This window comes from Streptomyces sp. NRRL B-1140 (genome assembly GCF_001280065.1).
Classification (GTDB): Bacteria; Actinomycetota; Actinomycetes; order Streptomycetales; family Streptomycetaceae; genus Streptomyces.
Genome location: NZ_LGEA01000162.1, coordinates 79,035 through 104,096, shown reverse-complemented (window position 1 = coordinate 104,096; position 25,062 = coordinate 79,035). Strand labels below are relative to the sequence as shown.

23 protein-coding genes are annotated in these 25,062 nt (G+C 70.4%); 21 read left to right on the top strand and 2 right to left on the bottom strand.

The features are described from left to right. Positions 1-260: 260 nt before the first annotated feature. From ADK65_RS34945 to ADK65_RS34925, 5 genes are all read left to right on the top strand, one after another. Positions 261-2,933 carry an ATP-binding protein gene (locus tag ADK65_RS34945; protein WP_053675381.1) on the top strand — a complete coding sequence of 891 codons (2,673 nt, stop codon included), beginning with the start codon at positions 261-263 and terminating at the stop codon, positions 2,931-2,933. Next, complete coding sequence (locus tag ADK65_RS34940) at positions 2,930-3,829, top strand: MEDS domain-containing protein (protein WP_234353043.1); 900 nt, start codon at positions 2,930-2,932, stop codon at positions 3,827-3,829. Before ADK65_RS34945 ends, ADK65_RS34940 begins: the two co-directional genes overlap by 4 nt. A gap of 81 nt (positions 3,830-3,910) precedes the next feature. Then, positions 3,911-4,396 carry an ATP-binding protein gene (locus ADK65_RS34935; RefSeq protein WP_078956297.1) on the top strand — a complete coding sequence of 162 codons (486 nt, stop codon included), beginning with the start codon at positions 3,911-3,913 and terminating at the stop codon, positions 4,394-4,396. 102 nt (positions 4,397-4,498) lie between these two features. Further along, positions 4,499-5,815, top strand: coding sequence for an Nramp family divalent metal transporter (locus tag ADK65_RS34930; RefSeq protein WP_053675379.1), 1,317 nt, complete (start codon positions 4,499-4,501; stop codon positions 5,813-5,815). 25 nt (positions 5,816-5,840) lie between these two features. Further along, positions 5,841-6,317 carry a hypothetical protein gene (locus tag ADK65_RS34925; RefSeq protein WP_053675377.1) on the top strand — a complete coding sequence of 159 codons (477 nt, stop codon included), beginning with the start codon at positions 5,841-5,843 and terminating at the stop codon, positions 6,315-6,317. Positions 6,318-6,323: 6 nt separating this feature from the next. On the opposite strand, the gene ADK65_RS34920 is transcribed toward ADK65_RS34925, so the two are convergent. After that, complete coding sequence (locus ADK65_RS34920; RefSeq protein WP_053675376.1) at positions 6,324-8,012, bottom strand: chitinase; 1,689 nt, start codon at positions 8,010-8,012, stop codon at positions 6,324-6,326. Between the two features lie 430 nt (positions 8,013-8,442). Here ADK65_RS34920 and ADK65_RS34915 point away from each other — a divergent pair, with 430 nt between their 5' ends. The 15 genes from ADK65_RS34915 (at position 8,443) to ADK65_RS34845 (ending at position 22,817) form a co-directional block, all read left to right on the top strand. Beyond that, positions 8,443-9,276: a hypothetical protein gene (locus ADK65_RS34915; RefSeq protein WP_053675595.1), complete on the top strand. Its 834-nt coding sequence runs from the start codon at positions 8,443-8,445 to the stop codon at positions 9,274-9,276. Between the two features lie 70 nt (positions 9,277-9,346). Beyond that, positions 9,347-10,054: a Flp pilus assembly protein CpaB gene (gene cpaB, locus ADK65_RS34910; protein ID WP_053675374.1), complete on the top strand. Its 708-nt coding sequence runs from the start codon at positions 9,347-9,349 to the stop codon at positions 10,052-10,054. Between the two features lie 9 nt (positions 10,055-10,063). Beyond that, the gene (locus ADK65_RS34905) at positions 10,064-11,296 is read left to right on the top strand and encodes an AAA family ATPase (protein ID WP_053675372.1); all 1,233 of its coding nucleotides are present in this window, start codon (positions 10,064-10,066) and stop codon (positions 11,294-11,296) included. Between the two features lie 62 nt (positions 11,297-11,358). Then, positions 11,359-11,688: a hypothetical protein gene (locus tag ADK65_RS34900; protein WP_053675593.1), complete on the top strand. Its 330-nt coding sequence runs from the start codon at positions 11,359-11,361 to the stop codon at positions 11,686-11,688. Beyond that, positions 11,685-12,044, top strand: a complete 360-nt coding sequence (locus tag ADK65_RS34895) for a TadE/TadG family type IV pilus assembly protein (protein WP_053675370.1) — start codon at positions 11,685-11,687, stop codon at positions 12,042-12,044. The genes ADK65_RS34900 and ADK65_RS34895 overlap by 4 nt, the downstream gene beginning before the upstream one ends. 25 nt (positions 12,045-12,069) lie before the next feature. Next, positions 12,070-13,407, top strand: a complete 1,338-nt coding sequence (locus tag ADK65_RS34890; RefSeq protein ID WP_053675368.1) for a CpaF family protein — start codon at positions 12,070-12,072, stop codon at positions 13,405-13,407. 9 nt (positions 13,408-13,416) lie between these two features. After that, the gene (locus tag ADK65_RS34885; protein WP_053675366.1) at positions 13,417-14,361 is read left to right on the top strand and encodes a type II secretion system F family protein; all 945 of its coding nucleotides are present in this window, start codon (positions 13,417-13,419) and stop codon (positions 14,359-14,361) included. 16 nt (positions 14,362-14,377) lie between these two features. Then, the gene (locus ADK65_RS34880; protein WP_053675364.1) at positions 14,378-15,265 is read left to right on the top strand and encodes a DUF5936 domain-containing protein; all 888 of its coding nucleotides are present in this window, start codon (positions 14,378-14,380) and stop codon (positions 15,263-15,265) included. A gap of 16 nt (positions 15,266-15,281) precedes the next feature. Next, the gene (locus ADK65_RS34875; protein ID WP_234353042.1) at positions 15,282-16,985 is read left to right on the top strand and encodes a sensor histidine kinase; all 1,704 of its coding nucleotides are present in this window, start codon (positions 15,282-15,284) and stop codon (positions 16,983-16,985) included. A gap of 34 nt (positions 16,986-17,019) precedes the next feature. Next, entirely contained in the window at positions 17,020-17,985 is a 966-nt protein-coding gene (locus ADK65_RS34870; protein ID WP_053675362.1) for a response regulator transcription factor, read from the top strand. 144 nt (positions 17,986-18,129) lie between these two features. Then, positions 18,130-18,363: a Flp family type IVb pilin gene (locus ADK65_RS34865; protein WP_053675361.1), complete on the top strand. Its 234-nt coding sequence runs from the start codon at positions 18,130-18,132 to the stop codon at positions 18,361-18,363. After that, entirely contained in the window at positions 18,360-18,977 is a 618-nt protein-coding gene (locus ADK65_RS34860; protein ID WP_053675359.1) for a pilus assembly protein TadG-related protein, read from the top strand. The genes ADK65_RS34865 and ADK65_RS34860 overlap by 4 nt, the downstream gene beginning before the upstream one ends. A gap of 16 nt (positions 18,978-18,993) precedes the next feature. After that, the gene (locus tag ADK65_RS34855; RefSeq protein ID WP_053675358.1) at positions 18,994-19,575 is read left to right on the top strand and encodes a hypothetical protein; all 582 of its coding nucleotides are present in this window, start codon (positions 18,994-18,996) and stop codon (positions 19,573-19,575) included. Between the two features lie 8 nt (positions 19,576-19,583). Beyond that, the gene (locus ADK65_RS34850) at positions 19,584-20,234 is read left to right on the top strand and encodes an OmpA family protein (RefSeq protein ID WP_053675356.1); all 651 of its coding nucleotides are present in this window, start codon (positions 19,584-19,586) and stop codon (positions 20,232-20,234) included. A 201-nt stretch (positions 20,235-20,435) separates the two neighbouring features. Continuing rightward, on the top strand, positions 20,436-22,817 hold the full coding sequence (locus ADK65_RS34845) for a hypothetical protein (protein ID WP_053675354.1): 2,382 nt from the start codon (positions 20,436-20,438) through the stop codon (positions 22,815-22,817). Between the two features lie 82 nt (positions 22,818-22,899). Here the strand turns inward: ADK65_RS34845 and ADK65_RS34840 are convergent, their stop codons facing one another. After that, positions 22,900-23,151, bottom strand: a complete 252-nt coding sequence (locus ADK65_RS34840; RefSeq protein WP_053675352.1) for a hypothetical protein — start codon at positions 23,149-23,151, stop codon at positions 22,900-22,902. A 674-nt stretch (positions 23,152-23,825) separates the two neighbouring features. Between ADK65_RS34840 and ADK65_RS34835 the strand changes: the two genes are divergently transcribed. Further along, positions 23,826-24,839, top strand: coding sequence for a hypothetical protein (locus tag ADK65_RS34835; RefSeq protein WP_053675350.1), 1,014 nt, complete (start codon positions 23,826-23,828; stop codon positions 24,837-24,839). Positions 24,840-25,062 lie beyond the last annotated feature (223 nt).

The following is a 25,062-nucleotide window of genomic DNA, read 5'->3' as shown; positions in this document are numbered from 1 at the left end:
GGGAGGTGGGGTTGTTCCGTGCGACGTACGTGGTGCGGGTGGCGCACATCGTTCTGCTAATGGCATGAGCAGGTCAAGACTGAAAGTGGCCGTGCAGTGTACGCGCGCGGCGTCACGGTCGAGGTTTCACGGCGGAAGTGCACCCCCAGGGGTGGCTCCGGCGTGCCTCCATGTACGGGACTCGGAGAGAGTGAGGCCGCGCACAGGGAGCCGGAGCGTCCGGGTCCCCGGACCCCCACCCCTCAGAGGATCGGCTGATCATGGGCGGATCAGCGCCACGACGGGACCATCACCTGCCGGCCGAGACGACCAGCTTCGTCGACCGGCGTGGCGAACTGACCCAGGGCCGCGAACTGCTGGCCCGCGCACGGCTGGTGACGCTGACCGGACCGGGCGGCGTCGGCAAGACCCGGCTCGCGGCGCGCATCGCGGCCCGGGTGCGGCGCGCCTTCCCGGACGGCGTGCGCTACGTGCACCTGTCCGGGCTGCACGACCCGGCCCTCGTCCCACTGGCCGTCGCAGACGCGCTTGGACTCCACGACCGTTCCGCCCAGCCGCCCCTGGACGCCCTCGTCGAACAGGTACGGGACCGGCGGCTGCTCCTCGTCGTCGACAACTGCGAGCACCTGGCAAACGCGTGCGCCCGGCTCGCCGCGGCCCTGCTGCACGGCTCCGAGGGCGTGAGGATCCTCGCCACCAGCAGGCACCGGCTCGGCCTCACCGAGGAGCACCTGCTGGAGGTACGCCCGCTGCCGGTGCCCGATCCGGACGGCGACCTGTCCGCCGCCGAGGGCTACCCCGCCCTCCGGCTCTTCAGCGACCGGGCAGCCGCCGTCGTCCCCGGCTTCCGCCTCACCCCCGCCAACCGCGCCTCCGTCGCCCGGTTGTGCCACCGCCTGGACGGTCTGCCGCTGGCCATCGAACTCGCCGCCGTCCGTATGCGGGTCCTCGACGTCGACCAGCTCCTGGACCGCCTCGACGACCGCTACCGCTTCCTCACCACCGGCAGCCCCGCGGCCCTGCCCCGCCACCAGACCCTGCGCGCCGCGGTCGCCTGGAGCCACGACCTGTGCACCGTCCCCGAGCAGACGGTGTGGGCCCGGCTGTCGGTCCTGCCGGGCAGCTTCGACCTGGAGACGGCGGAGGCGGTGTGCGCGGACGCCGCCGCCCCGGAGAGCAGCAGGCGCCCGTCCCGGAACGCGTGTGTGGACGGGGCCGGGCTCCGGGAGGGTGCCGGGCTTTCGGGTGGGGCCGCGGGTCCGGAGGGTGCCGGGCCCGTGGAGAGCACCCGCCCTGCCGGGGGCGTCTTCCCGGTTCCGCGGGGCCGGGGACAGCTCGTCGCGCTGCGGCGTGCGGCACCGCCCGCCCTGCCCGGCCTGCCCGACCGGCACCCGGACGGCTCCGCCCCCCACGCCCGGACCGCGGCGGCGGTCGCGGGGATGCCGGCCCCGCCGCCCGGCCTGCGCACGGACGACGTCCTGGAGGCCGTCGCCGGGCTCGTGGACAAGTCCGTGCTCTGCCGGGAGCCCGGGCCCGGCGGTGTGCGCTACCGGCTGCTCGACACCCTGCGGCAGTACGGGCTGGAGCAGTTGCGGCGGAGCACCGGGCAGGAGGAGACCGTCCGGCGGCGGCAGCGGGACTGGATGGCACGGCGGGCCGAGGAGTGCGAGCGCGGCTGGTTCGGGCCCGGGCAGCCGGAGACGGCCGCCCGGCTGCGCGCCGACCGGGACAACCTCCGCGCCGCCCTCGACTTCAGCCTCTCCACCCCCGGCGAGGCCCTCGCCGGGCTGCGTCTCGCCGGCACGCTCTGGTTCCACTGGCACGCCTGCGGCGCCTCCCGCGAGGGCCTGTACTGGCTCGACCGGGCCCTTGCCGCCGCCCCCGGACCCACCCGCGAACGGGCCCGCGGCCTGTGGGTCGCGGGGCTGCTGGCCGCCGCCGGCCGGGACTTCCCCCGAGGCCGTCGCCACGCCACCGACGCCCTCGCACTCGCCCGCGCGCTCGGCGACGACGCCGAAGCCGCACACGCCGAGTACGTCATCGGCGTCATCCGGCTGTTCTCGGACGACCTCCCCGGAGCGCTACGGCACTTCGAGACCACCGTCGCCCGCGGCCCCGTGCCCGGCCAGCACCTCAGCCTCGCCGGCCTCGACCAGGTCGAACTCGCCTGCGCGCTGGGCTACCTGGGGGAGGCCGAGCGGGCCGCAGAGGTGTGCGAGCGGGCCCTCGCGCTCTGCGAGCGGCACGGCGAACAGTGGGTCCGGTCCTACGTGCTGCGCATCCTCGCCCTCGCCCACACCGTGCGCGGCGACTGGCCCCGGGCCGAACGGCACGCCCGTGAGGCCCTGCGGCTCAAACTCGCCGTCCACGACGTCATCGGCATCGCCCTCACCCTCGATCTGCTCGCGTCGGTCGCGGCCGCACGCGGCGACCACGAGCACGCCGCCGTGCTGCTGGGCGGCGCCGACCGCGTCTGGGCCGACATCGACACCGGCCGCTGGGGTTCGCACACCCTCAACTCCGTACGCCGGGACAGCGAGGAGCGGGCTGCCCGGGCCCTGGGACGCGAGGCGTTCGAGCGGGCCCACCGCCGGGGCGCGGCCCTCGGTCCCGCGGAACTGGCCGGCCACGAGCCCCGGGAGCCGGTCCGCTCGCACCCCACGGAACCCGCCACCGCCGGCGCGCCCCCGCACGACGACGGCACGGTCCGACTGACCCGCCGTGAGACCGAGGTCGCCCAACTCGTCGCCGAAGGGCTCGCGAACCAGCAGATCGCCGACCGCCTGGTGATCGCCCGCCGCACCGCCGAGGGCCATGTGGAACGCATCCTCGGCAAGCTCGGCTTCAGCAAGCGCAGCCAGATCGCCGCCTGGGTGACGGCCCAGCGCTGCCCCGCCCCCAACCGCACCCACTCACCCGAGGGGATCACGTGAGCACCGGAGTACTCAGCCCGTTCGACCACCGCATGGCCGTCTTCGACTCCGACGAAGGCTTCCTGGCCGCCGCCCTGCCCTTCCTCGGCGAGGGCCTCGACGCCTCCGGCGAACCACCGCCGGTGGCCATCGCCGCCCCGCACCACCTGGACCTCCTGCGCGACGCCCTCGGCTCCGGCGCGAAGGACGTCACCTGCATCCCGCACACCGACTGGTACACCGGCTCGGCCGCGAACGCCGTCGCCCGGGCCGCCGCGTACCTGGCGGCGCACGCCGGCCCCGGCGGGCGGCTCCACCTCGTCATGGAGCCGGTCTGGAGCGGCCGAGCCGGCCGTTCGGCCCGCGAGACCACCGAGTGGATCCGCTACGAGGCCCTGGCCAACCTCCTCTTCGCGTCCATGTCCACGACCGCCCTGTGCGCGTACGACACCCGCACCGCCGGGCCCGCCGTCGTCGCCGCGGCCCGCCGCACCCACCCCGACACCGAGGTGTACGAGGACCCGCTGCGGCTCGCCGCCGAACTCGACGCCGTACCCCTGCCGTTGCCTCCCACCGGTGCGCTGCGCCTGCCGGAGCCGCACGGCGCGGCCGTACAGAGCTGGGCCGTGGGACGAGGGCTGCCCGATGCGGACGCCGAGCTGTTCGCCGCCGCCGTGGCGGAGAGCGCGGCCGCCCTCGCGCCCCTCGGCGGAGACCTCCTGCTGTGGGGCGAGGCTCCCGGCTGCGTCTGCGAACTGCGCTCGGCCCACCGTCTCGACGACCCCCTCGCCGGCTTCGTCCCGCCGGCCGCCGCCCCGGATCCGGGGCCGGGGCTGTGGTACGCCCGTCAGGTCTGCGCCTACGTGGACATCCGCGACGACGCCGGCGGAGCGACGGTCCGTCTCCAGTACGCGTGACGTCCTCACCTGCACAAGCAGGTAGGGGAACGGGTAGTCCTCCCCGTGCGCGGGACCGCCCGGGGGGATCACCCTGGACCCATGCTGCAACTCTCCGGGCGGCACCACCTCCCCGACCCCGACGCCCGCTACGGCCCGTTCCCGCAACCACCCCTGGGCGCGGGGCATCTGAGGGCCGAGTACGCACCCCTGCCCTCCGCCGTCCGTGAGGCACGCGCGGAGGTCCGCAGGCAGTTGGAGGTCTGGGGGCTCGCCGAGCGCGGTGACGTCGCGGAGGTGGCCGAACTGCTCGTCGGCGAACTGGCCACCAACGCCGTGGTGCACGCCGGGAGCCCCTTCCGGCTCACCCTCTTCGCCGCGCACGGCCTCCTGCGCTGCGAGGTCGCCGACGTCGCTCGCGGTCTGCCGCGGGTGCTGGACGCGGGCACCGGGGAGAGCGGCCGTGGAATGTTCCTGGTGGACGCGCTCGCCCAGCGCTGGGGCTGCCATCGGGACGGGCCGGGCAAGACCGTGTGGTTCGAGCTCGGCACGTGCGGGGCGGACGGCTGTGGTCGGCGACGGCCGTAGCGCTCCGCCGGGCCTGACCGGGCCGGGTGTCCTACGGGCATCGGGTGAAGATCCGGTCAGGCCCTCTTGTCCCGCGGGCTGCTTTGGGATTTCTTGACCATCATGGCGGACACCACGGGAAACACCACTGAGAACGAGGCCACCCACCCCCCACAACCCCGGAAGGCGAGCTGGAAGTACATCGGCCCGGGCATCGTCGTCGCGGCGACCGGTGTCGGCGCCGGTGACCTGGTCGCCACCCTGATCGCGGGCAGCAACTTCGGCTACACCCTCCTGTGGGCCGCGATCATCGGCTGCCTGGTGAAGATCTCGCTGGCCGAGGCGGCGGGCCGCTGGCACCTGTCCACCGGCCGCACCCTGTTCGACGGCTGGGCGAGCCTCGGCCGCTGGACCACCTGGTTCTTCGCGATCTACGTCGTGGTCTGGGGCTTCGTCTACGGCGCCGCGGCGATGTCCTCGAGCGCGCTGCCGCTGCAGGCGCTGTTCCCGGACGTGATGGACCTCAAGTGGTGGGGCATCGCCTGCGGTCTGATCGGCCTGGTCTTCGTCTGGTTCAACAAGTACGCGGTGTTCGAGAAGGTCATGACGGTCCTGGTGGGCGTCATGTTCGTGGTGACGGTGTACCTGGCGATCCGGGTCACGCCGAACCTCCCCGACGCCCTCGCCGGACTCGTGCCGGTGCTGCCGGACGAGAAGGACTCGGTCCTCAACACGCTCGGCCTGATCGGCGGTGTGGGCGGCACGATCACCCTCGCGGCGTACGGCTACTGGGTGAACGCCAAGGGCTGGACCGACACCGGCTGGATGAAGGTCATGCGGCTGGACAACCGCGTCGCCTACGCCACCACCGGCATCTTCGTCATCGCCATGCTGTTCGTCGGCGCCGAGCTGCTCCACTCCGCGAACGTCGCCATCGCCAGCGGCGACAAGGGGCTGATCCAGCTGGGCGACATCCTGGAGAAGGAGTACGGTTCGGCCACGGCGAAGTTCTTCCTGATCGGTTTCTTCGCCACGTCCTTCACCTCGCTGATCGGTGTCTGGCACGGCGTGAGCCTGATGTTCGCCGACTTCGTGGCCCGCCTTTCGCACACGAGCCGGGCGGGGGGCGAGGAGGTCGCCTCCGGGACGCGCGAACGCTCCTGGCCGTTCCGTGCCTACCTGCTCTGGCTGACCTTCCCGCCGATGATCCTGCTCTTCGAGGGCCAGCCCTTCCGCCTGATCATCATCTACGGCGTCCTCGGCGCGGCCTTCCTGCCCTTCCTGGCCGGCACCCTGATCTGGCTCCTCAACTCCTCCCGCACGCCCCGGGAGTGGCGCAACGGAGCCCTCAGCAACGCCATGCTCGCCGTCGCCGGCCTGCTGTTCCTGATCCTGTGCGTGAAGCAGATCTGGGACCAGCCGTGGGGGGAGTTCTTCTAGGGCAAGGGGCAGGGAGAATGGCCGGGTGACCCAGCAGCCACCGCCCCCCGGCCCCGGCTTCGGCCCGCCCCCACCGCACTACGCGCCGGCGCCGCCCCCGTACACGGCCCCGCAGCAGCAGCCGTACGGCCAGGCGCCGCCGCAGCAGCAGCCGTATGCCCACGCGCCCCAGCCGCCGCCGTACGTCCAGGCACCACCGCCGCCGCAGCAGCCGGCGGCGGGCGGGCCGGACTTCCTGGCCGTCGACAAGCGCAACGCGGTCGTCGTCGACGCTGCGGGCGTCGCCTTCGAGTCGTCCGGTCTCTCGGTCGAGTTCCGCTGGCCCGAGATCCGCAGCGTCCACTACCGGGCGAGCCCGAGCGGCAAGGCCCTGATGGTCGCCGTCATCCACCTGGACGGCCGGTTCTTCGAGTGCGTGGTGGAGGCCAAGCCCAGGTCGCGGCTCCAGGAGTGGTTCCCGCAGCTGGCCTGGGTGCTCGGCCACTACCGTCCGGCGGGCTAGGGGCTGTTACGGCAGCCCGTGCACGTGCGGCCCCACCACGCTGGACCAGGCGTTGCCCGCCATGGCGTCCCAGTTGGTCGACCAGGTCATCGCGCCGCGCAGGCCGGGGTACGTCCGCGGCGGCTTGAAGGTGCCGCAGCCGGTGGCCCTGGTCAGGCAGTCCAGGGCGTTGTTCACCACGGCCGGTGAGACGTAGCCGCTGCCCGCCCCGCGCGTCGAGGCCGGCAGGCCCAGGCCCACCTGGGACGGGGCGAGGCCGTTCTCCAGCTGGATGCAGGCCAGGGCCGTCAGGAAGTCGACCGAGCCCTGGCTGTAGACCTTGCCGTCGCAGCCGAGCATGGAACCGCTGTTGTAGTACTGCATGTTGACGACCGTGAGGATGTCCTTCACGTTCAGCGCGGTGCGGAAGTAGCCGTTGGACGTGGACTGCATGTCGATCGTCTGCGGGGCCATCGTCAGGACGAGCGAGGGGCCCGCCTTCGCCGACAGGGCACGCAGCGCCTGCGTCATGTACGTCGCGTTCAGGCCGTTCTCCAGGTCGATGTCGACGCCGTCGAAGCCGTACGTCCGCATGACGGAGTACACGCTGTCCGCGAAGTTCGCCGCCGAGGCCGCGTCGTTGACCGACACGGTGCCGCGTTCGCCGCCGACCGAGATGACGACCTTCTTGCCCGCGGCCTGCTTCGCCTTCACGTCTGCCTTGAACTGGTCGACGGTGTAGCCCTTCAGCCCCGCCGAGTCCAGGGTGAAGGACACCGCCCCGGGCGTGCCCGTCGCGTCGGCGAAGGCCACCGCGATGATGTCGTAGGCGGCGGGGACGTCGGAGATGCGCTGGACGGTCGCCCCGTTGTCGAAGTTCTGCCAGTAGCCGGTCACCGCGTGCTCGGGCAGGGCGGGGCCCGGCCCGTTCGGTTTGTTCGTGGTACCCGTCACCGCCGCCGACTTCGGCGACTCACCGGCCCCGTTCGTCGCCGTGACCTGGAAGGAGTACGACGTCGAGGCCGCGAGCCCGGTCACCGTCGCCGAGGTCCCGGAGACGGCCGTCACCTTCGTGCCGTCGCGGTAGACGGTATAACCCGTCGCCCCCGCAACCGTGTTCCACGCCAGTGACACGGACGAGGACGTCGTCCCCGAGACGTTCAGGCCGCCCGGAGCGGAGGGGACCGTGGGCCCCGGGTCCGTGCCCCCGCCGCCGTCGGGACCGAACACCGACACGTCGTCCGCGTAGTAGGCCGCCTGCCCGTACCAGCCGTGCGTGTACACCGTCACCGAGGTCGTGGAGGAGCCCGTGGTGAAGGTGGTCGACAGCTGCTTCCAGGAAGCGGAGTCGGGCGTCCAGGCGGACACGTCCGTCGTGCCCGTGCCCGTCACGCCGAGGTAGGCGTACCCGCCGCGGACCCAGGCGCCGAGTGTGTACGTCGAGCCCGGCTTCACCCGGACCGTCTGGGAGCACCGGGCGTTGTCCTGCCCCGAGGGGGTCGCCCGCAGCGCGGCCGTACCGGTGCGGACGGGGGAGGAGACCGTCGTGCCGCTGCCCGCCGAGCAGGTCCAGTCGCTCAGGCCCGCCTCGAAGCCGGCGTTGCGGGCGTTGTCGACGTCGGCGGCGCTCGCCTGGCCGACGGTCGTGAGGGTGAGGGCCAGGGCAGCCGTGACGGCACCCGACCAGAGCCGCAGGGATCGTCTGTGTGGGGACATGACAAGAAAATGGTCCAGACCAAAGCGCCTGTCAAGAGGTCCAGACCAACTGCTCGAGCGGCGGCCCCGCCGTGCGGCCCGTCCGGGCGGCCGGGCGGGAGGCCGGGAGGATGGCGCCGCGTCAGGCGTGGACCGCAGGCCCCGCCCGGAGGTCCACCGTCACTCCTGACCCCCGCCGGGAAGCGCCCCGGGCTCGCCCGGGCGACCGGCGAGATGCTCAACCTGCCCCGTTTTGACGCCTCTTGTGCAACGGCAGTTGCGCTCCAGCTACACAAAGGCTGTTCTCCGGTCACAGAGGCGTGGATACAGTGCTGAGGTAGTCACGCAGTGAAGTCGACACGGTGCGCCGGAGTGACACCCGGCGTTCCGACCGGCATGGGGAAACGGGGAGCTGCGCGTGCCAACTGCCATTGCCGTGACCAGCGCCGACATGGCGCTGCCACCACAGGACGAACGCACCCTGCCCGCCGTCGTGCTGCGGGACGTCGACCGGCGCCCCCTGGAGCAGGCGCTGGCCGAGATGCAGGCCCTGATCGAGCACCACGGGCATGTGATCGTGGTCTGCTCGCAGGCCGCGCCCACCGCGGTGCAGCGACGGCTGCACACCCTGCGCTCCCTCATGGAAAGCGACCGCATCGCCCTGTTCCGGCCGGACCTGCCACCCCTGGGACTGGCCGTTCTGGCCCGCCAGTTACGGCAACTCGCCTCCTGTGACATCAGCCCCGGCGTGCTCGCCTCCGCCGGCCGGCTGCTCGTGCACTACATCCACGCGGGCGCGCTGCTGAACTCCGTCACCCGCCTCGACCGCGTGCCCGTCGGCCTGAAGTCGCATGCCAAGTCCTGGGTGCCCGGCAGCCAGTTCGGCGTCCTGGCCCACCCCGAGCCGCACCTCGTGAGGATCACCCCCGAAGCGCAGCTGCCCGGCCCCGAGTTCGGCACCTGGATGCTTCTCGCCAAGGGCCAGCTCCCCGCCGACTGGGTCACCGGCACCCTCGCCCCCTCCTGGAAGGTGCAGGGGCTGCGCGAGACCCCGCTCCCGGCCGAATCACCCGGCTGGTGGGGCACCGGCAGGCTCGTCGAGTTCTGCAGCTACCTGCCCGACCTCTCAGTCCTCTACCAGCTGGTCACCTCCGTGCGGCGCAGCCGGTGCCACTGGTGCGGCATCGACGTCATCGGAGACCGCTGCGTGTTCTGCTCGGCCCTGCCACCCGTCCACGACAGCCCGCCCCACCAGCAGCTCGAGAGCCGAACGGCCGTCGGCTGAGGCCTGACACCGCTCGTCAGCACTGTTCCGATCCCGCTCGACCGATATCCCCAACGAGGTTGTCCGGTTCATGAACTCCCGTCAGCGCCGCGGCGTGATTCTCCTGCTCCTGTCGGTCGTCTGCGCCCTCGGCGCCTTCGCCGGCGTGCTCTCCGTCATCAGCGACGTGGAGTCGAAGGTCGGCCCCGAGGTCACCGCCTACCGGCTCAAGTCCGAGGTGCAGCCCTACACCACCCTCACCACGGGCCAGTTCGAGAAGATCAAGATGCCCGAACGGTGGCTGTCCGACAACGCGGTCACCGACCTGCGGGAGATACAGGGCAAGATCGCCGTCACCACGCTGCGCGCGGGCTCCCTGCTCCAGTCCGACATGATCGTCCGCCGGCCGGCCCTCCAGCCCGGCCAGCAGGAGGTCGCCATCATGATCGACGCGGCGACCGGCGTGGCCGGCAAGATCACGCCCGGCGCCTCGGTCAACGTCTACGCCACCTTCGAGGGCGCCCGCGAGGGCGACCCCGACCAGTCGAAGATCATCGTCACCGACGCCAAGGTCCTCGACGTCGGCGAACTCACCGCGCTGGAACCCGAGGAGAGCAACCGCACCCAGCAGCCCACCGACGGCGTCCCGATCACCTTCGCCCTGTCCGCCCTCGACGCCCAGCGCATCACCTACGCCGAGTCGTTCGCCAAGCGCGTGCGCCTCGCCCTCGTCGCGCCCGGCAGCGACACCACCGTCCCCGAGAAGGACCGGACGTACGAACTCGCGAAGGACAAGTGAGAGGCTGCCATGCCCACGAGGATCCTCCCGGCAGTCGGTGACACGGACGCGGTCCGGTCCGTCACGACACTGCTCAGCCAGCTCCCGGACGCCGAGCCCGTCGCCCCCGTGGTCGACTCCACCCAGCTCATCGACACCCTCGCGCGCCTCGCCGCCGAGTCGGTCGACGAGCTGCCGGAGGTCGTGATCGTCCACGAGCGGATCGGCCCCGTGCCGGCGCTGGAACTGATCCGCGAAGTGGCCCTGCGCTTCCCGGCCGTCGGCGTCATCCTCGTCACCTCCGACGCGAGCCCCGGCCTCTTCCAGGCCGCCATGGACTACGGCGCCCGCGGCCTGGTCGCCCTGCCCCTCGGCTACGAGGAACTCGCCAGCCGCGTCCAGGCCGTCGCCCAGTGGTCCACCGGCGTACGACGTCACCTGGGTGCAGGCGGCGACGTCTTCACCGGCGTCGGCGGCACCGTCGTCACCGTCAGCGGCGCCAAGGGCGGCGCCGGGGCCACCCTCACCGCGATCCAGCTGGCCCTCGCCGCCCAGGCCTCCGGCCGCGGCACCGCCCTGGTCGACATGGACCTCCAGACCGGCGACATCGCCTCCTACCTGGACGTGCAGTTCCGCCGCTCCGTCGTCGACCTCGCCGCCATCACCGACATCTCCCCGCGCGTCCTCGCCGACGCTGTCTTCCGCCACGACACCGGCCTCGCCCTGCTCCTCGCCCCCGCCGAAGGGGAACGCGGCGAGGACGTCACCGACCGCGCCGCCCGGCAGATCGTCAGCGCCCTGCGCTCGCGCTACGAGGTCGTCGTCATCGACTGCGGCGCCCAGCTCGGCGGCGCCGGCGCGGCGGCCGTGGAGATGGCCGACCGGGCCCTGCTCGTCACCACGCCGGACGTGGTCGCCGTACGGGGCGCGAAACGGGCCGTGCGGATGTGGGACCGGCTGCAGATCCGCAAGGCCGAGGAGACGACCGTCGTCGTCAACCGGCACTCGCGCGGTACGGAGATCCAGCCGCCCCTCATCCAGAAGATCACCGGCACGGCGGTGGCGGCGACCGTGGTCCCCGCCAACTTCAAGGAACTGCAGAGCGTCGTGGACGCGGGCCGCATCCACGAACTGGAGAACAAGAGCTCCGTGAAGCAGGCCCTGTGGGGACTGGCGGGGGAGCTGGGACTGGTCAAGGCCCCTGACGGTGCCCAGAAGGGGGGCCGGGGGGCGGTGGGCTTTCGGCGGAGGAAGGAGGGGTGAGGGTGCCTTCAGGAGAGCGGTGGGAGCGGGACAAGGGCCAGGTGACGATCGAGTTCCTCGGGATGACACCGACGATCATCGTGACGCTGATCGCCCTGTGGCAGGCCGTCCTCGTCGGCTACACGTACATCCTCGCGGGCAACGCCGCGGACGAGGCCGTCCGGCAGGGGACGGCGGCGGAGCGGGGCGTGCGGCAGGGGGTGTGCGAGGCGGCCGGGCTCGAGCACCTGTCGGACGCGTGGCGTTCCGGGGCCGAGGTGACCTGCGGCGGCTCGGGATACGTGACAGCGGACGTGGACCTGGAGGTCCCGGTCCTCTTCCCCGGCACGCTGTCCTTCGGGTTCACGGTCCACGGCCACGCCGGGGCGGTCGAGGAGGCGAAACCGCGATGACCGGACGTCGCAAGGGCCGCGACCGCGGCCAGGTCGCCATCGAGTACATCGGCTTCCTGCCGATCCTGCTGATCGTCGCCCTGGGGGCCGTGCAGCTCGGCCTGATCGCCTACACCGCCCAGCAGGCGGGCACGGCGGCCAGGACGGGGGCGCGCAGCGCGTCACTGGACGGCCCGTCCGAGGCCGACTGCAGGGCGGCGGTGAGCAGTTGGCTGGCAGACGGGACGAGCTGCTCGGCGCCGACCGGCGGGGACGAGGTCACGGTCACAGCCGAGATCACCATCCCGTCGGTCTTCCCGGGCAAGGACGACTTCGGAACAGCCCGTAAGACCGCCACGATGCCGCGCGACCACTGAGCGACGAGCAAGGAGCCCCGCACTCATGAGCCTGCGAGCACGCATCAACACCCCCGAGGAGAACGGCAACCGGGGCGAGGACGGCCACCTGGTCACCTCCTACCGGGCCAAGCTCCTGGAGGAGATCGACCTCGCGGAGATGAGTTCGCTGGCCGCAGCCGAGCGCAGGGCCCGGCTGGAGCGGGTGCTCGGCCACATCATCAGCCGCGAGGGCCCGGTCCTGTCGACGGTGGAACGCTCGCAGCTGATCCGCAGGGTGGTCGACGAGGCCCTCGGCCTCGGCATCCTGGAACCGCTCCTGGAGGACGCGTCCATCACGGAGATCATGGTGAACGGCCCGGACGCGATCTTCGTGGAGCGCGGCGGCCGGGTCGAGCAACTGCCCCTGCGCTTCGCCTCCAACGACCAGCTCATGCAGACGATCGAGCGGATCGTGTCCACCGTCAACCGCCGCGTGGACGAGTCCAACCCGATGGTCGACGCCCGCCTGCCCTCCGGCGAACGCGTCAACGTCATCATCCCGCCGCTGTCCCTGACCGGCGCCACCCTCACCATCCGCCGCTTCCCGCGCTCCTTCACGCTCCAGGAACTGATCGGCCTCGGCTCGCTCGACGAGCACATGCTGTACCTGCTGGCGGGCCTGGTGCAGGCAAAGTTCAACATCATCGTCTCCGGCGCGACCGGCACCGGCAAGACGACCCTGCTGAACGCCCTGTCGGGGCTCATTCCGCAGGGCGAACGCATCATCACCATCGAGGACTCCGCCGAACTCCAGCTCCAGCAGCCGCATGTGATCCGCCTGGAGTCGCGCCCGCCGAACGTCGAGGGCAAGGGCCAGGTGACGATCCGCGACCTGGTCCGCAACTCGCTGCGCATGCGACCCGACCGGATCGTCGTCGGTGAGGTCCGCGGCGGCGAGTCCCTCGACATGCTCCAGGCGATGTCGACCGGCCACGACGGCTCGCTCGCCACCGTCCACGCCAACAGCGCCGAGGACGCGCTGATGCGCCTGCAAACCCTGGCGTCCATGTCGGACGTGGAGATCCCCTTCGTGGCGCTGCACGACCAGATCAACAGTGCGGTCGACGTCATCGTGCAGCTGACCCGGTTCGCGGACGGCGCCCGCCGCATCACCGAGATCGCGCTGATGGACAGCCACGGCAGCGACCCGTACCGCCTGGTCACGGTCGCCCGCTTCCACGCGCGGCCCATGACCTCCGACGGCCGCATCCACGGAGCCTTCGAGTACTTCCCGCTCCCACGCCGCACCGCCGACCGCCTCTACATGGCGAGCCAGCCCCTTCCCCAGGCGTTCGGCATCGCTCAGTCGGCGGACCAGCTAGCCACCCGAGAAGCCAGGTAGGACCGACCGATGGAACTGCACACGCTCATCACGCTCACCACCGGCGTCACTCTGCTGACCTGCGCCCTCGTGGTCGTCGGCCTGCACTCCTACGCCATGGGCAAGGCACAACGCCAGGCCCTGGTCGACCGCCTGTCCGCCACCGGACACATCGAGGCCGGCGGCCGGCGCCGCAACTTCCGCGGCATCGACCGCCGTCTGCGGCGCACCAGGCTCGGCAAGAAACTGGAACTGCGTCTGGCGGCGACCGGCCTGGACATCACCCCGGGTGAGTTCTTCGTCTACATGCTCGCCACTGTCGCGGGCCTGTGGCTGATCGGCCAGGCGGCGCTGGCACCGTTCTTCGGCCCGCTCGCCGGACTGCTGGGCATCGGGGTCGCCGTGCAGTTCCTCAACTGGCAACGCCAGAAACGCATCGAGAAGTTCATCAACCAGCTCCCGGAGATGGCCCGGATCCTCGCCAACGCCACCCAGGCGGGCCTCGCCCTGCGCACCGCGATCGGCATGGCCGCGGAGGAGATGGAGGCCCCGGCAGGCGAGGAACTCGGCAAAGTGTCGAACCAGCTGGCGGTCGGCGCCTCGATGGACGACGCGCTGGGCGAACTGGCCGACCGCCTCCCCTCCCGCGAACTGGTCGTCCTCGTCACCACCCTGGTCCTGTCCAACCGGGCCGGTGGCCAGGTGGTCAGCGCCCTGCGCAACCTCACCGAGACGCTGGAGGAGCGCAAGGAGACCCGGCGCGAGGTCCGCACCCAGCTCTCCCAGGTCAACATGACCTCGTACGCCGTCCCCGTCCTCGGCGTCGGCTCCCTGTTCCTGATGAACGGGGTGAAGGACGGCGCCCTGGACCGCATGACCGGCTCCGCCTTCGGCCAGGCGGCGGTCATCATCGCCTTCTCGCTGTACGCCGTGGGCTTCGTCCTCATCCGCCGCCTGTCCCGCATCGACGTCTGAGAGCCAGGAGACAACCATGGGACTGCTGCTCGCCCTGCTGACGGGCCTCAGTGTCTGGGGCGTCTTCGCCGGCATCCGCATGTACCGCGCGGAGGCCAAACTGCCCGGCGACCTCGCACTCGCCCTGGAGGTCGGCTCCACCCGCACCGGCGCGGTCGACTCCCTCATCGACCGCATGGGCATGCGCTACGCGCCCGCCGTCCTGCGCCTGATGGGCCCCAAACAGGTGGCGAAGTACCGCCGCAAAATCGACCTCGCGGGCAATCCCGGCGGCCTGACGATCGACCGGTACGCGGCACGGCGCGCCGTCTACGGCTTCCTGGGAGCCGTCGGCTTCCTCGTCTTCCTCATGCGCGGCCAACTGCTGGTCGCCCTGCTCCTGCTGGCCTTCGGCGCGTTCTGGACGGAGGTCGGCATCTGGTCGGCGATCCGCATCCGCAAGGACGTCATCGAGCGGACCCTGCCGGACTTCCTGGACGTCCTGGCGGTCGTGGTGAGCGCGGGCCTCGGCTTCCGCCAGGCGCTGGACCGGGTCGCCTCCCGCTACGAGGGCCCCTGGGCCGACGAACTGCGCATCACCCTGCGCCAGATGGACCTCGGCATGAGCCGCCGCCAGGCCTTCGCGGAACTGCGCCGTCGCAACGACTCCGAGCAGGTCGCCATGTTCGTGACGGCGCTGCAGCAGGGGGAGGAACTGGGCGCGCCGATCGTCGACACGCTGGTGTCCCTCGCCAAGGACATGCGTCGCACGGACGCGCAGAACGCCCGCCGCAAGGCCGCCCGGGCCGTCCCCAAGGCCACGATGATGATCACGACCTTCATGGTCCCGGCCACCATGCTCCTGCTCGGCGCCGGCCTGATCCTCGGCTCGGGCACGGACTTCGGCTCGGTCACGGGGAAGTAGGGGAGGGGCGACGGGCATGTCGATGACAGGGGAGCGGACGAGGCTGCTGGGCCGTCGCCGCCGCCGGGCCGACCAGACACCGGAGATCACGACGCCTCCGGCGGGGACCGTGCTGCCGGCGCATGTCCGCACGGGTGCCCCGGACGTACCGGTGACATCGGTGACGCCCGCGCTGCCACCGGGGTGGGAGGCGGCGGTGGGCGGCGAGCCGACGCTGCGGATCAAGGGGGGTGGACGGCAGAAGCCAGGGATGCCGCGGGGGGCCTCGGCGGACGCCGGAGCACCGGGCCCGACGCCGACGCCTGCGCCGACGCCCGCGGGCAGCGCACCGGAGGCGAACGCGAACGGTGCGCCGGGATCCTCATTGCGCGACCGATCCGCCGCAGCGTTCCCCCAGGGGCCACCCGCGCCCGACGACGGCCGCGGCCCGGCCGGTGCGGCCGGGAACCGGCTCCCGGCCGAAGACAAGGGCAGCACCCATCCCACCGGTCCCGCGATCGACATCCAGGTCAACGCCCTCCAGGCCATGTGCCGGCAGGTCTTCGGCTTCCGCCTGGCCATGATCGCCCTCGCCACCCCCACCGCACTCGTCAACGCGAACGAGGGCCTGCCCACCCGCCTCGTCGGCGCGGCCGTGGTCGTCACCTTCATGACCTCCTACGTCCTCTTCCGGGACTGGGAACGCTTCGGCCCCCTCCTCCTGCGCCACCCCTCCCTCCTCGCCGTGGACACCCTGTTCGGCGCCCTGCTCCTCATCGCCGCCGGCCCCGACAGCACCCTCGCCTACGTCAGCGTCTGCACCCCCCTCCTGGCAGGCCTGGTCTACGGCTGGCGCGGCGCGGCGGTGTTCGCCTCGTTGCAGGCACTCCTCCTGCTTCTCATCCACGCGGCACAGCAGGACCCGGCACCCGGCATCACCGAGTCCGCCCTCCTGCCCGGCCTCTGCGTCATCGCCGGCGCCGTCGGCTCCAGCCTGCGCAACCTCATGCTCCGCTTCGGCGCGGCCACCCAGGCCCTCACCACCGTCCAGGCCCGGCTCGCCGTGACGGAAGCGGTCAGTGCCGAACGAGCCCGCCTGGCCCGCGAGATGCACGACTCGGTCGCGAAGACCCTGCACGGCGTGGCCCTGGCCGCCGACGGCCTGACCACCTCGGCGAACGCCGACCGCATGGACCCGGACCTGGTGAGCCGGCAGGCCGCACTGGTCGCCCGCTCGGCCCGCCGGGCCGCCGCGGAATCCCGGGAACTCCTGGCCGACCTCCGCCGCGAGTCGGACCCGTCCCAGACCACGGACGTCCTGGTCGAACTCGCCGCCCGGACACGCGACTTCGCCACCCGCACCGGCCTCCCGGCGGTCTACCGCCCCACCGGCGCCCACGCCGTGCCCCCCGTCCCCCCGGCCGTGGCCCGCCAGCTCCTCACCATCGCCTCGGAAGCCATGGAGAACGCCCAACGCCACGCCCACCCCACCCGCGTCGACGTCAGCGCGGGCGTCCACGGCGACCTGCTCCGCATCAGCGTCTACGACGACGGCCGCGGCCTCCCGCCCGGCACCACCCTCGAACAACTCCGCCGAGCGGGCCACTTCGGCCTGGTCGGCATGGTCGAACGAGCCGCCTCGGTCGGCGCCCGCATCCGCATCGGCCGCGGCGGTCACTCCCAGGGCACGGAGGTCCGCCTGGAACTCCCCCTGGCCGCCCTGACCAGCCCCACCGCATGACCCCACGACCTCACGACTCGAGAGGAGGCCCCTGATGCCGGACCGGACACCCCACCCCACCGGCGCTCCGCAGCCGCCACCGCACCACCCGTTCGCCGACCTCCCACAACCGGCACCACCGGTCCGCCGCCTCAGGGTCGTCGTGGCGGACGACAACCCGGTCGTCCGGGCCGGCCTCACCGCGCTGCTCTCCGGCCGCGCGGACATCGAGGTCGTGGCGGAGGCCACCGACGGCCGCCAGGCCTGTGACGCCGCCCGGCAGCACCGCCCCGACGTCGTCCTCCTGGACGTCCGCATGCCCGGCGTGGACGGCATCTCGGCCCTCCCGTACCTGGTGGGGATCGCTCCCGTGGTGATGCTGACCTACAGCAGGGAGTCCGAGATCGTCCAGGAGGCCCTGCGCCGGGGAGCGGGCGGCTACCTGGTCCACGGAGAGTTCACGGCCGACCAGCTGGTCGACGCCGTACGGGACATCAAGGAGGGCAGGGCCCACTTCACGCCCACGGCGGCGGGCGCCCTGCTGGCCCAACTCCGCCGGGACCGGACGCCGGGGCCGCCTCTGCCGGAAGGCCTGGGCGGCGGGTCGTCGAGTGCGACTGCATACGGAATTTCCACTTCCGCAAAATCGTATAGTCAACCTCAGAACCCAGCTCAACCAGCGCACTTGACGCCTCCCCTCGCCCCACCTCCGCCCACTTCTCCCGAAATCCTTTCGCAAATGCAACCGCATGTGGGACAGTCTTCGTCTGAGTGGACGAGTGGCCGTCCGGCCGCTCCCGACAGGTCGCGGTTCCAACTGAGCACGAGGGAGGCGGAGATCATGGACCTCATCGCGTCCGGCATGAACAACCAGCAGATCGCCGCCACGTGCTTCATCAGCGAGAAGACCGTCAAGAACCACATCAACCGCATCTTCGCCAAGCTGCACAGCACGAGCCGCTCGGAGGCCGCCGCGAAGTGGATCGGCACGGCACCGGACACGGGCCGGGGACTGGGGTGACCTCGGTGACGCGATGGGGGAACAACCCGTTGGGCCCGAGCGAGTGGGCCCGGAATTGGGCCCTGGGGCCCTCTTGCGGACAGGGCGTACCGCCATACGTTCCTCGTGTCGACAACGACACGGCCGAACCCGGAGGGGAACACCATGAGCGACCTGATGCTGAAGACCGCCGTCGCGACCAAGGTCCGTGTGAACGGCTGGAAGAACACGACGGTCGAGGCGATGCAGCGCCGCGCCGCCGACAAGGGGCAGACGGCGGTCGAGTACCTGGGCATCATCGCGGTGGTGGTGGCGATTGTGCTGGCGATCACGGGTACGAGCATCGGCAGCACAATCCTCGACAGGATCACGAACCTGATCAACCGGGTCGGGAATTGACACGACCTCGCTACGGCGACGCAGGGCAGGCCTTCCCCATCTACATCACGGTGGTGGGGGGCCTGCTCTTCCTTGCGCTCGTCTACTTCGCGGTCGGCCAGGCCACCGTGAACCGGGGTGGCGCCCAGACGGCTGCTGACGCCGCGGCGCTTGCGGCGGCTCAGGACGCTCGGGAGCAGCTTGCAGGCAAGTGGGTCGAAGCAGTTCTCGACCCCGGCAAGTGGCAGGACATCTTCGACGGCGATGTACAGCTCGCGGGTGATCCGTGCTCGCGAGCATCTCAGCTCGCCGGCCAGAACGACGCCGATGTCGAAAGGTGTTCGAGCACCGGAGTGCCCATGGGCTACGACGTCGTCGTGCAGACACGAAAGCCCATGGGGGAGTCAATAGTCCCTGCCACGGCGCAGAAGAGGTCGACGGCCAGTGCAAAAGCCGTCATCGAGTTCCGCTGCGAGGTCAAGCCCCTTGCCGAGGATGCGGGAGACGACGTGCTCCCTCGCCTTACCTGCGACGGCAAGAACTGGGATCTGAAACCGGACGATCTCACTGAGCTTCCGGAACCCGAGGATCTCTTCGACGTCCACTTGGCCGACTCAGAAGCGAATGACGAGTGATGAAGGAAGCGGAGAGATGAGCATGCGGTTCACTGAGAGGGCCCGCAGGAGGATGGTCGCGTTGACCATGGCTGCCGGTCTTGCCATGGCCGCGGTCGGCTGCGGCGGCGGTGGTGGCGACGACAAGAAGCCGGACACCTCGGCCTCCGCTTCCAAGGACCGCGGCTCCGCCCCGAGCGCTCAGGAGGGGAAGTCGGAGGCTCCACTGGCCGAACTCAAGGGCAAGGACGGTCTGCTCCTTCAGATCACGTCGGCGCAGCGTGACACGGGCGGATTCCTCACCGTGAACGGCCAGTTCAAGAATGACGGATCCGGTTCACTGGTGATCCCGTCGGCACTTCGCGGTGACGAGACCGAGATTGTCAAGCACGGCACATCACTCGGCGGCGCGACACTCGTAGACTCGAAGGGTAAGAAGCGCTACTACGTGCTGCGCGATACCGACGGGCGGCCGCTGACGACCACGGGGCTCACAACGATCGAGTCCGGACAGACCATCCCCGTCTTCGTCCAGTTCCCCGCACCCCCCGCGAGCGCAACCGACGTCACTCTCCAGGTCCCGACCTTCTCCAGCAGCACCATCAAGATCTCCGGGTGAGGCCGGCCATGAAAACCCGCACGCGTACGCGATCGGCGACTCCACGCCTCGCCCTGGTCCTCACCGCCACCGGTCTCATGGTCGCCACGAACCTCTACGGCGCCTTCTCGGCACACGCCGACGAAACTCCCGGCGTTCCCCCGGGCACCGAGGCCTCCGCCTCCGCCCCCTTAGAGGTCGACCCCAACGACCCCGACCTCAAGCTTCCCGAAGGCGCGACCCTCGCCGAACCCAAGGTCCTCGACATCAAACAGGTCGTAGAAGACCAAAGCGGCGACGAACGCCGTGAAGACACCAACGCCGACGTCAAGTTCGCCCTCCAGGCCGAGGTCCTCTTCGGCAAGGACAGCGCGAAACTCAGTGGCGAGGCGAAAGCCCGTATCTCCGCGATCGCCGAGGAGATCAAGACGCAGAACGCGACGAAGATCCGCGTCTTCGGCTTCACGGACAACCTCGGCTCCTCCGCACACGGCGACGTCCTCTCCAAGAAGCGCGCCGACGCCGTACAGAACGTCCTCGACCAGGAACTGACCGACTCCAACGTCACGTACGAGGTCCGCGGCTACGGGGAGCAGTACCCCATCGCCGACAACTCCTCGGAGACCGGCCGAAAGAAGAACCGCCGCGTCGAGGTCTCCTTTCCGCGCACCGAGAGTTGAGTCACCGCGAATGGGCCCAGAGTTGGGGCCACGGGCCCATGTGCGAGTGATCGACGTTCCTTAGCCTCGGCTCGGTATTCGCCGTGAACGGCCGTGTATCGAGCTGAGCTGAGGTCGCACATGTCCCCTGCCGGTGACCGAATACCCCCGCACGGAACAGAGGGTGCACAGAACGGCCCGTCCTGGGTCCGGCGTTCGCCGTTGCCGAGGGAGCTGGGCTGGGCGCAGGTACTGCTGTGGGTGCAGTTCGCGCTGACGGTGCTGTACGTCGTCACCGTGCTGTCGGTGGTGACGTACTACTCCGGGGAGATCTTCGGGATCCTGGTGTACGACTCGCTGCCCAGCGTGGCCGGGATCTACCTGGCCCGGCGCCTGTGGCAGGGCGGGGTGTGGACGAGTCGTGCCCTGATCGCCGTACAGGCATGGATCGTGTGGCTGTCGTTCGGCACGCTGTTGCACGGTGATCCGCGGGGCATCACACAGGCGGCGATGCCGGTGGCCGTCATCGTGCTGTTGCGCCGTGCCCGGTCGCGTGAGTGGTTCCAGAGCGCTCCCCAGGACAGGGAAGAGCGGCGGCCGTTCAGCCCCGCGAGGATGATCCGCTGGCGGCGGGACGAGGGCCAGACGGCGGTGGAGTACGCGGGGCTCATCGCGGTGGTCGCCGCGATCATCGTCGCGCTCTCGGTCGGCGGCCTCGGCGGCCGCATCGCCGACGGCATCCAGTCGGCCATCTGCTCGGTGACGGGCACGGCCTGCCCCGCTCCGCAGGGCGACGGTACGGAGACGGGTGCGGCGGGGGACAACGACGCCGCGGCGCAGGGCGATGCGGGCACCCAGGGAGACGCAGAGACCGGCGACGGCACGAGCACAGCCACGGGCGCCGGTGACACGGGCGACGGCAGCGGCATCCCCACGTCGGCCCAGCTCATCACCTACGACGGCGCGGGCCCGAACGACACGGTCCCCCTCGCTCCGGGCCCGTTCGAGGACAAGTCACTCTGGGACGACGTTCACGACCAGGAGCGCCACGACAAGACGTTCATGGACCACGTCCGCGGCTTCTTCGTGGCCCCGACCAAGAGCTTCTTGGCCGACACCATGGACGTCGTCAGCGACCCGGTCGGCTCGGTCAAGGACACGTGGAACGGCCTGAAGGGCTACACCGGCAACTGGTGGGGCGACAAGGCCGACGAGCTGGGCGAGAAGTGGGACAAGGGGAACTACGTCTCCTCCGTATGGGGCTGGGTCAATTCGCCCGAGGACTTCGTGTCCGACCTGGCGACCGACACCTTCGTCGACAAGGAGAACTGGGAGAAGGGCAACTACGGCGCTTCCATCGGCAACACCGTGGTCGGCGTCGTCGGTATCTTCAGCCCGAAGACCATCACGAAGTTCACCAAGTTCAAGAAGCTGGCCGAGGTCGGTGAAGCCCTCGACAAGGCGTCCGACGCGGCGGAGAAGGCGCGCAAGGCGGCCAAGGCGGGTGATGCCGAGGGCGCTCGGAAGGCCGCGAAGGACGCCGACGAGGCGGCGGACGCGGCCGAGAAGCAGGCCCGGGAATCGGGCTGCACCATCGCGGCGCCAGCCCGCCGGATCCCGTACGGCGGAAACCCGCATGGAATCACCACCGGCCTCATCACCGGCTCCTCCGGCACAGGCGCCACGATCCTCGCCGCCGGCCCGTCCGACTCCCCGTACGTCGTCCTCGCCCAGGACGGCTGCGACGAGGAGGCCAAGAAGGGGGCCCAGGATGCCCGGGAGAAAGCGGACGAGGCGCAGCAACTGGCGCTGGATGCCCAGGCGGCGGCGGCGAAGGCCGCCATCAGGCAGGGCAGGCTCAGTATCGACGAGCGCAACATCGACGACTTCGTCAGGAACGCCAAGAAGAACCCCGGCAAGAAGGAGATCGGCAAGGACCAGGCGGCGGCCGCGCTCGACGAGCTCACTCATCTCGCACGACGCGAGAACGTCGATCGGGCGGGCGCGAGCAAGCTCGGTTCCGAGGTGACCAACGCGCGTACCGCCAGCCGGCTCGAGGAGATGCTTGCTGAGGTGCGCGGTGTGCGGCGCGCCTCGGAGGACGCGGCACCCGACGGCACCGTGCACACCGCCGTCGGCTCGGAACACAACCGGCGTCAGGTCGAGGTCGCGCCCGGAGAGACCGTGGATGTGTCGAACGTGCCGGACGCCGATGTCCTGTACAAGGGGCGGGACGGCAGGGTGCACCTGGTCGAAGTGAAGAACACGGTGAACCCGACGCGTCAGCCGGAATTCGTCGGAAAGATCAACACGCTCTCCGAGTGGAAGAAGGCGAATCCGGGCAGGGCGACTCGAGTCGAGATCGACAAGCCTGATAAGTGGACCGAGGTTTTCCGGCCCATCAAGGGGCAGAAGGTCTCTCCTGCCCAGCTCATGAACGAGAAGGGAGTTGACACTCGCATCGGTGACGCGAGCTTCACGGCCAAGCAGCTGGGCGATATGCAACGGGCGCTGGAGGACAAGTACAGCAGAGGTGAGGAAATCGACTGGAAGAGGTTGAACGACAACCCCAAGGGGGCGTTGGAGTACCTAGGTCTGGAATGACAGTGGGCCGGGGCGAAGACGAGAAGGAGGGTGACGGATCGGAAACCGTCACCGCGTGATGCACGACTGGTGCTGCCCCCGTTCAGCCACCGAACCAGACGAAGAGGCGGACGTTGTCCTCACCATGGAGTTCGGCCAGTGTGCCCATCACATCGAACACGGGTTGCCATGGTCCATCGGCCGGTACCAGGTCGCGGTAGGAAGGGGAGACAGGGCGGTACACCTCGTTGCCGAGCAGGAGTTCACCGTCGGCGGGCCACCGGGAGGGAGCGATGTTGCCTTCTCCGAACTGGGCCGCGGCCGAGTCGTACAGCTCATCCGGGAGCGCAGTCAATCCCTCGGGTTCGAGGGGTCCTTCGTGCGTACGGGACCAGCGGCGGACCCAGTGCCGAGACGGGCCGTCGGTGCAGGGGGCGTTCCAGTCGACAGCCGACAGTTCACTCCACGAGAACCACGAATGACTGTGGCCCTCGAAATCGTCCGCATCCCTTCGTACCGTGTCCGAAATATCTACAGGGGCTCCGCGCTCAGGGAAGAGAGCTCTGACAGGCTCCACACTCCGGACATCAAAGAGTGCTGACCACGACATGTAATCACGGGCCCAATGAAGGTGCCGGAGTTCAGAGAAGGGCTCCCACGGCACGTTTTCACTGCCATGGCGACCAGGGTGGGGCCTGCATTCCAACCATCCGTACAAGTCGGTACTCATAAAAGCGACTCTATCCAATGCGGCCCGCTGAGTGTCCTGATGGCTGGCCTTGACCCCGCCCCATCTCGCCGGCCGCGCGGTGGAGTCGGTCCAACCTCGCGTGATCGAGGAGGTCGCCGCAGACGCATCCCAGAGCGGGATGCTGGGGAGTTCGGAGGCCAGTGCCTCAGAGCTGGCCTTCGGTGCCGTGGGAAGTCGCGCGATGCCTGTGGATCCCGTTCACCGGGCTTCGGCGTGGACAAAGGTTACTTCGGCAAGATGAAGGACCCGAAGACAGCGATGCAGTACTTGAGGGTCTCATGACCGACGATCAGCAGGCGGCCGGGATCCTCGGGGAGCCGGCGGCAGCGATGGCCGACGCTCCGCCGAGCACCGGGGGCTACTGGACCTCCGAAGAGTTGCACGGACTCTACGAGCGTTTTGAGAGGGAGCCTGACCTTCCGCTTACCGACGGGCAGCGGCGGCTCTTCAACGCCCACCATGCCCGTAGGGCGGCCTCGTCCCGCATCCGTGGCCTGCTGTCTTCTCTGAAGAAAGCCGCCGAGCGCGGCGGCGTGACGGCCACGGCTGAGGCAGCCGTTCTCGCCGAGGCGTGTGTGCGCGCCGGACTTGCGGCCCACGACGCGATCAGCGTCTTGTTCCAACTGGGTGTGCCGTACGGCGAGCAGGCGCTGGCACGACTGGTGCCCGACACGCGTGTGGACGAGGGCGATCGACGCTGGGGCCGCTGGTGGCTGAGGCGTCTGCGTGAGCCGAAGTATCGGGCGATGGAGGGCCGTCCTCTCGAGGATGAGGAGCTGTTGCTGCCAGAGGTGGTTCGAGACGTGACCACCGGTTGGCACGGTGGCTGGGAGATCGAGGAGGAACCGAAGCAGGAGCGGTTCGCTCAAGCCCGCGCCGTTCTCGAAGCACTTCTGCCCAGCACGAGGCTGCCGTTTCCGGAGCCCGTTCCCGAGTGGGAGGGGGACTGGGACGAGGACGAGGATGAGCGCCCCGACTGGCTGGAGATCCGTATGGTTCTGCGAGATCTGATGCCCGATACCAGGCTCGTCACTCGTGAGCGCATGACCGAGGGCTGGCACGAGTGCCGGCAGCTGGGGCTGGATGTGCAAGGCGAAGGGCCCGAAGAGTTCAGCGACCGGTGGGCCGCGCGCATCGGCGCCTGGACCGCGGAAGGGATTCTCTCCGGGCTTTGGCAAGAGGACCACTTCGCCCCCTGGGCCCTGGACCTCGCCATGCGTTACATCGACCGGAACGTCGCGGTGGCCGAAGCGACGCGCCTGCTGTCCGAGGCGGCGCAGGGCAACGCCTGAAGTCGTGACAGTTGGCGCGTCTCGTGCGCGAGGTCGACGACGTATACGCCGGCGGCCTGCGATCCTCTGTGACGCGGTTGGACGACATCTTCCGTGCAGGCACCGAGCCCGGGAACGAGGAGAAGACCGAGCGCTGGTGGTGGGGTCGGCGTCCAAGGCATGTTCCATGGTGAGCGCACGAGGACGACATCCATACAAGTCGGTACTCATCAAAGCGACTCCA

Coding starts and splice junctions, on each gene's coding strand:
- ADK65_RS34885 (WP_053675366.1), top strand. CDS start 13,417: ATGGAACTGCACACGCTCATCACGCTCACCACCGGCGTCACTCTGCTG.
- ADK65_RS34880 (WP_053675364.1), top strand. CDS start 14,378: ATGGGACTGCTGCTCGCCCTGCTGACGGGCCTCAGTGTCTGGGGCGTC.
- ADK65_RS34890 (WP_053675368.1), top strand. CDS start 12,070: ATGAGCCTGCGAGCACGCATCAACACCCCCGAGGAGAACGGCAACCGG.
- ADK65_RS34915 (WP_053675595.1), top strand. CDS start 8,443: ATGGCGCTGCCACCACAGGACGAACGCACCCTGCCCGCCGTCGTGCTG.
- ADK65_RS34905 (WP_053675372.1), top strand. CDS start 10,064: ATGCCCACGAGGATCCTCCCGGCAGTCGGTGACACGGACGCGGTCCGG.
- ADK65_RS34875 (WP_234353042.1), top strand. CDS start 15,282: ATGTCGATGACAGGGGAGCGGACGAGGCTGCTGGGCCGTCGCCGCCGC.
- ADK65_RS34900 (WP_053675593.1), top strand. CDS start 11,359: ATGACACCGACGATCATCGTGACGCTGATCGCCCTGTGGCAGGCCGTC.
- ADK65_RS34935 (WP_078956297.1), top strand. CDS start 3,911: ATGCTGCAACTCTCCGGGCGGCACCACCTCCCCGACCCCGACGCCCGC.
- ADK65_RS34920 (WP_053675376.1), bottom strand. CDS start 8,012: ATGTCCCCACACAGACGATCCCTGCGGCTCTGGTCGGGTGCCGTCACG.
- ADK65_RS34930 (WP_053675379.1), top strand. CDS start 4,499: ATGGCGGACACCACGGGAAACACCACTGAGAACGAGGCCACCCACCCC.
- ADK65_RS34865 (WP_053675361.1), top strand. CDS start 18,130: ATGAGCGACCTGATGCTGAAGACCGCCGTCGCGACCAAGGTCCGTGTG.
- ADK65_RS34850 (WP_053675356.1), top strand. CDS start 19,584: ATGAAAACCCGCACGCGTACGCGATCGGCGACTCCACGCCTCGCCCTG.
- ADK65_RS34870 (WP_053675362.1), top strand. CDS start 17,020: ATGCCGGACCGGACACCCCACCCCACCGGCGCTCCGCAGCCGCCACCG.
- ADK65_RS34855 (WP_053675358.1), top strand. CDS start 18,994: ATGAGCATGCGGTTCACTGAGAGGGCCCGCAGGAGGATGGTCGCGTTG.
- ADK65_RS34945 (WP_053675381.1), top strand. CDS start 261: ATGGGCGGATCAGCGCCACGACGGGACCATCACCTGCCGGCCGAGACG.
- ADK65_RS34895 (WP_053675370.1), top strand. CDS start 11,685: ATGACCGGACGTCGCAAGGGCCGCGACCGCGGCCAGGTCGCCATCGAG.
- cpaB (WP_053675374.1), top strand. CDS start 9,347: ATGAACTCCCGTCAGCGCCGCGGCGTGATTCTCCTGCTCCTGTCGGTC.
- ADK65_RS34835 (WP_053675350.1), top strand. CDS start 23,826: ATGACCGACGATCAGCAGGCGGCCGGGATCCTCGGGGAGCCGGCGGCA.